The sequence below is a fragment of the Mesonia phycicola genome, from assembly GCF_900141885.1.
GTDB lineage: Bacteria > Bacteroidota > Bacteroidia > Flavobacteriales > Flavobacteriaceae > Mesonia > Mesonia phycicola.
In genome coordinates this window covers 1-5,112 of the sequence record NZ_FQYY01000022.1, presented here as the reverse complement: position 1 = coordinate 5,112, position 5,112 = coordinate 1, and the positions used below count along the sequence as shown (strand labels likewise).

The following is a 5,112-nucleotide window of genomic DNA, read 5'->3' as shown; positions in this document are numbered from 1 at the left end:
TATGTCTTGCTGGAAGTCTTTTTGAAACTCCAGTTCTTCAATCTTTTCCTTTAACTTTTTAATTTCATCGTTTTTACTCATACCATTATTTTGTTGCACTAAGGTACTGTATTTTCTTAACCAATAGGAAATAGTTGTTCTGGGGACATCGTATTTTTTGGAAGCTTGATTGTTAGAGATATGTCCGTTAAGAATTTGGTCAACGACCAAAAGTTTAGTCTCTAAAGTTACTTTTTGGTAGCTTTTTTTTCGCCAGTGTTGTTTTTGGTGTTTCATAAGTGACTATAATTAATGGTTTAATTTTTAGTCAACCTATTTCAGGAAAGTTCACATTTCAAATAACAGCTAACGGTTAGTATAAGAAACGTAGGGCAGTAAAAAGTACCTTTGTTTCGGTTTATAACTTAGCTAAATATAAATATTTTGCTTTTATTTTTAGTGTAAATGCCATATTTAATATTTAGCGGATATTGTAAGCAAACACGGAACTTTGGAGTTAGCACGAAAGCCCTATGTTTTTTATACATTGTTGTAAGCCGTTTTTTTATTCTATCTAAATTGTTTCGGTTTAGTATTTCTACTTGCGTTTTCTGCTATTTCAATAATTCTTTTTTGTTTAGTTTCGGGTTTTTTAGCAAGCACAATCCAGCTTAATAATATTTTCTTTGCAGATTTACTTAAGCTCTCATAATATTCTAAAGCTCCTTTTCTTTTATCAAATTCTTTCTTTAGAGCTTTTGGAAGAATTAATGCTTCTACTTCATCCATTATAAACCAAGAACCATTTTTCTTAGCTGTTTCAATAGCTTTATAACCAGCTTCTCGGATAAGTCCTTTTGAAGTTAAACATTCTACCTTATCTTTATTTACCTTAGACCAAATACTATTGGGCTTTCTTTTACTGAAATATTGAATATATCTCTCTGCATCAATTGTTCTTTTAGTACTGTCTATCCATCCAAAACAGAGTGCTTCATCAACTGATTCACTCCAGCTTATAGAAGCCATTTTTGTTGATTTTTTATAAAAAACAAGCCAAACAGACTGTTTTAACTGATGATTTTTTTCTAACCAGTTTCTCCAATCTGTTTGACTTTTAGGGTAATATGTTTCTATTTCTTTTTTAGACATTATGGTGTTCCAACCATTCTAAAATGGCTTGATTAGTTTCTTCTGGTTTTTCTTGTTGAATACAATGTCCGCAATCTAAACTAATTACTTCTGCATTAGGAACAAAATCCGTTAAATTTTCGGATTTAGGAATCATATCCTGTTCTCCATATATCATAAGAGTAGGATGTTGAATAATTGGATTTACATCTGCCAATAAATGCCAATTGCGGTCAAGGTTTCTATACCAATTAATACCTCCTGTAAATCCTGATGTTTCGAAAGCAGAAACATAAACAGCCAATTCACTTTTGCTCATTATTGGCTCTCCGAGAGATTTTTCTGCTTTTGCAAGATTAATCATTAACATTCCTGGTTCAGGCATTGCAGGTGGAATGTTTTTACGGAATAGATTACCAAGAAACTTAGATTTGTTTTCATCTAAAATAGCATCTGCTACTCCTACTTGACGATTAAAGTGAACAAAATAGTTATCTGCTCCAAATATTTCCTCCATCCATTCAATCCAAGGTTTTTCTCCTCTTTCTTGATAAGGTAAAGCCAAGTTTATTATTTTATGTATTCTTTTTGGATGCAATAAAGCAAGACTCCAAACAATATTAGCACCCCAATCGTGACCTATAAAGGTAGCTTTTTCATATCCGAAGTGGTCAAGCAAAGCAATTAGGTCGCCTGTTAAATGTTTAATATCGTATTCTGTTATTTCGGTTGGGCAAGATGATTTCCCGTAACCTCTTTGGTTTGGAACAATAACGTGATAACCAGCTTTTACAAGTTCAGGAATTTGAAAACGCCAAGAAAACGCATTTTCTGGAAATCCGTGGCAGAGTACAATAGGATTACCTTTATTTTCCTTACCTGCTTCAAATACTTCAAGTTCAATATTGTTGACTGAAACCATAGTTGATTTTGGAAATACGATTGAATTATTTTTATTGCTCATACGATTGTTTTTTTTTTGTTTAAAAATTAATATGATACAAATGTAAATCGGTACTATGACAGCCTTATGGCAAGGGTCAAAAAAGGTTAATGATATTTGTCAAAATATTCTTGTAAACTCATATTATGAGGCTCGAAATTTTCTGTTAGAATTTCTATTTTTTGAATTCTGTCAGGTCTAAAGAACCTAAACTCATTACGCAAACGACAAAATGCAATTAAGTACCAATTTTCAGAATTTAATATAGCAAATGGTTCTATTATTCTAATTGAAGCAGAATTTTCTTTATTGATATATTTTATTTTAACAAGGTTGTAATTAGTTAACGCATTTTGTAAATCAGATAAATTATTGCTATTCCTTTCTCGATTTATGTTTTCATCATAACGTGTACGCTCAAGGAGTATATTAGCTTTATCTTTTGTCGTATATTTTAGAATTGATTTAATTTTATCGATTGCTTCTGAGTAGTCTTTTACAAATGATGAATCCTTACTATTTAGTACTAATTGTTCTGCAAGTATTAAGGCATTTGCTTGCTTTTCGGTAAACATTACAGGTGGAATTTTATAGCCATCCATTAATGTATAACCTTTTCCTTCTTCTGTCAATACAGGCACGCCAGATTGTTCCAATGCCTTTATGTCTCTGTAAATGGTTCTTTTGCTAATGTTAAATTTATTCGCTAACTCCGAAGCAGTTACAATTCGTTTAGTTTGTAATTGAATTAAGATTGCGGTTAATCTTGATAATCTATTTGTTTCGGAATAATCCATTTTTCAATGTAGTTACTGTTCTTTTTAAATGGCTTACGTTTAGTATATGAAAAGTAGGCGTTTTCTAAGCATCAAACTTTCGGTTAAGCACAAATTATTATAAGCAGCAAACCCCTTGAATTTAGAACTATTACGCCTATTTTTTATATACGTTGTTAGCCACAGTATTTTATTTCCCGAATATACTTTTGTCATTCATAAATGGACTTTCAAATGTTATCCAGTCAGTAGTAGTTGACTTTTTTCCGTCAATATTCATTGGTGTAAACCTTACTTTATATTTCCCCTCCTTCTTAAAAGCAAATGCTCCTGAACACATACTGTGACCAACATTTAATTTTTCCTTCCATTCTTTTATATAGTAAATAAATTTTTCATTTGTTTCTAATTCAATAAGTTAAGTTTTATACCAAATTTCGGAATCAGGATTATTTTTAATATTGAAAATAGCATAAGCTTCAGGATCACAACCATAATGAGTAATCTGTGTTTTTTCAAATTCAAGAGTTATATCAGAATTTAAGGATTCCACTGATTTATTGTTAGTTGTTATCCAATAAACTTTTTCACTTTCTTTTTTATCTAATTCGTAAATAGATGTTTCATCAGTTTCGTTTTCATTATTTTCCGAAAACTTAAGATGGTATTTTGTATTAGGTTTTAATTCGGTTGCTGGACAAAATATTGCTTGTGATAATTTTTTTTGACCAATCAAAATTTCTTGGAGATTTAATTCAACGAATTCTCCATTTTCACTTTTAAGATAGACTTTGTTTTCTTTGAAACTTTTAATTGTTTTTTGGCTAAAAGCATAACCTTGAATGATGAACATTGAATTCAAACTAATTTCCTTAGTTTCGGGAAAAAAACTCATTCCAATCATCGAGCACTTTGCGATACTTGGATTTATACTAAAAATTAAAATCAGAAGTATTAAGATTTTTTTCATATATATTGATTTTAAATTGAAACGAAAATTTTATTGATATTGTGGCTAACGGTTTTGGCTATGAGTAGTTGCGTGGTTTAGCACTTAACTTTGCAAGTACACACCAAACTGAAAATCCTCGCGGATTTTCAGAAGTAAGCGAGAACAAGCAATTACTTATAGCCATTGTTGTGTAGCGTTTTTATAATTTAATTGTCGTATCTTTTTTTAATTCGGTAAGAATTTCGTTTTCAGATCCAATTCCTTTTTGAAAAACTAACTCCATTACAGTTCCAGATGATTTTTTAAATCTTTTTTCAAGTGCAGTAGCATTTCGAAGCATCAAAGCAGTATCATTAATTTTGTCAATCATTTCTTTTATTAATTCCAATGCTCTTAAATCACTTATTTCTTTCCAGTCTTTTAATTCAGGCATTGCTATAATCCGAACAAAATCATCCAATCCGTCACTTCTCCAATAATTTTCTAATTCATATCGAGTAATTTCCTTATCCGAAAGCTTTTTTATTTGGGATATAGCTAATTCAATATCCAAATTTCCGTTTTCTAATTCCAGAATAATTCTCTTTATTGATTCAAAATTTTCAAGATTCATTCGTTTGTTTTTAATGCTGCACAACGGTCTTGTATAATTACCCAGCTAAGGGAATTTGGGAAATAAAGATAGTAAAAAGAACTGACTTTGACGCGTAAGCGTCTGTGTCCACAGGACACAAAACCTTAGTTGGAATTATACGGTGTTGTAACACGTTTTTTATTCATTTTTCTAAAAATCGTAAATCCAAATAGTTGTTATTCGGGTTTTCTTGATCAACATATAATATAGTCGTTTTTTTAATGGCAAAATGCATTTTTAATTTAGTCACGTCCATATCAATATCAAATCTATATTCAATTAATTCATTCTTATAAGGAACGGTAAAACGAATAACATTATGATTTACATCAATGTACTCATTTCGAGTGCCATTTCCACCACTGTTTCTGACTTCTATTTCTTGTTTGTAATTGTTGCTTTTAATTTCTATATCGTATAGATTAACAATTACTTTATCTCCATTATATATCAATTCATTGATTCGTTCCGCATTTTCGTCAGATGATTTTTTTACCATCAATTTAATTTTAATCATATAAATTATAAATGGTAATATTAAAATGATTCCAACTCCAATAAAATACCAATTTATATCTCCTGTTGGATTATATCTTCCTCTTCCGCCAACACCTGCATAAATAATTATAAACCCTAAAAATGTAAGTCCAATAAAAATCCAACTTCCAAAATCAGATAGTATTTTTTTTAAGTTCAT

Annotated in this window: 7 protein-coding genes; all 7 read right to left on the bottom strand. The window is 30.2% G+C overall.

Going from position 1 to position 5,112, the window contains the following annotated elements; all coding sequences use genetic code 11:
* A partial coding sequence (locus BUC03_RS14720) for a helix-turn-helix domain-containing protein (protein ID WP_317041178.1) occupies window positions 1–276 on the bottom strand: 276 nt, incomplete at its 3' end.
* A gap of 273 nt (window positions 277–549) precedes the next feature.
* Complete coding sequence (locus BUC03_RS14715) at window positions 550–1,131, bottom strand: YdeI/OmpD-associated family protein (RefSeq protein ID WP_073153820.1); 582 nt, start codon at window positions 1,129–1,131, stop codon at window positions 550–552.
* Window positions 1,124–2,074, bottom strand: a complete 951-nt coding sequence (locus BUC03_RS14710) for an alpha/beta fold hydrolase (protein WP_073153817.1) — start codon at window positions 2,072–2,074, stop codon at window positions 1,124–1,126. Before BUC03_RS14710 ends, BUC03_RS14715 begins: the two co-directional genes overlap by 8 nt.
* A gap of 86 nt (window positions 2,075–2,160) precedes the next feature.
* Window positions 2,161–2,850, bottom strand: coding sequence for a helix-turn-helix transcriptional regulator (locus tag BUC03_RS14705; RefSeq protein WP_073153814.1), 690 nt, complete (start codon window positions 2,848–2,850; stop codon window positions 2,161–2,163).
* 397 nt (window positions 2,851–3,247) lie between these two features.
* A complete protein-coding gene (locus BUC03_RS14700; protein WP_073153811.1) occupies window positions 3,248–3,799 on the bottom strand; it encodes a hypothetical protein in 552 nt (183 codons plus the stop codon).
* A gap of 181 nt (window positions 3,800–3,980) precedes the next feature.
* Complete coding sequence (locus BUC03_RS14695) at window positions 3,981–4,394, bottom strand: hypothetical protein (RefSeq protein ID WP_073153808.1); 414 nt, start codon at window positions 4,392–4,394, stop codon at window positions 3,981–3,983.
* A gap of 163 nt (window positions 4,395–4,557) precedes the next feature.
* Window positions 4,558–5,112 (bottom strand): hypothetical protein (locus tag BUC03_RS15225; RefSeq protein WP_073153805.1); only part of this gene is annotated, 555 nt, incomplete at its 5' end.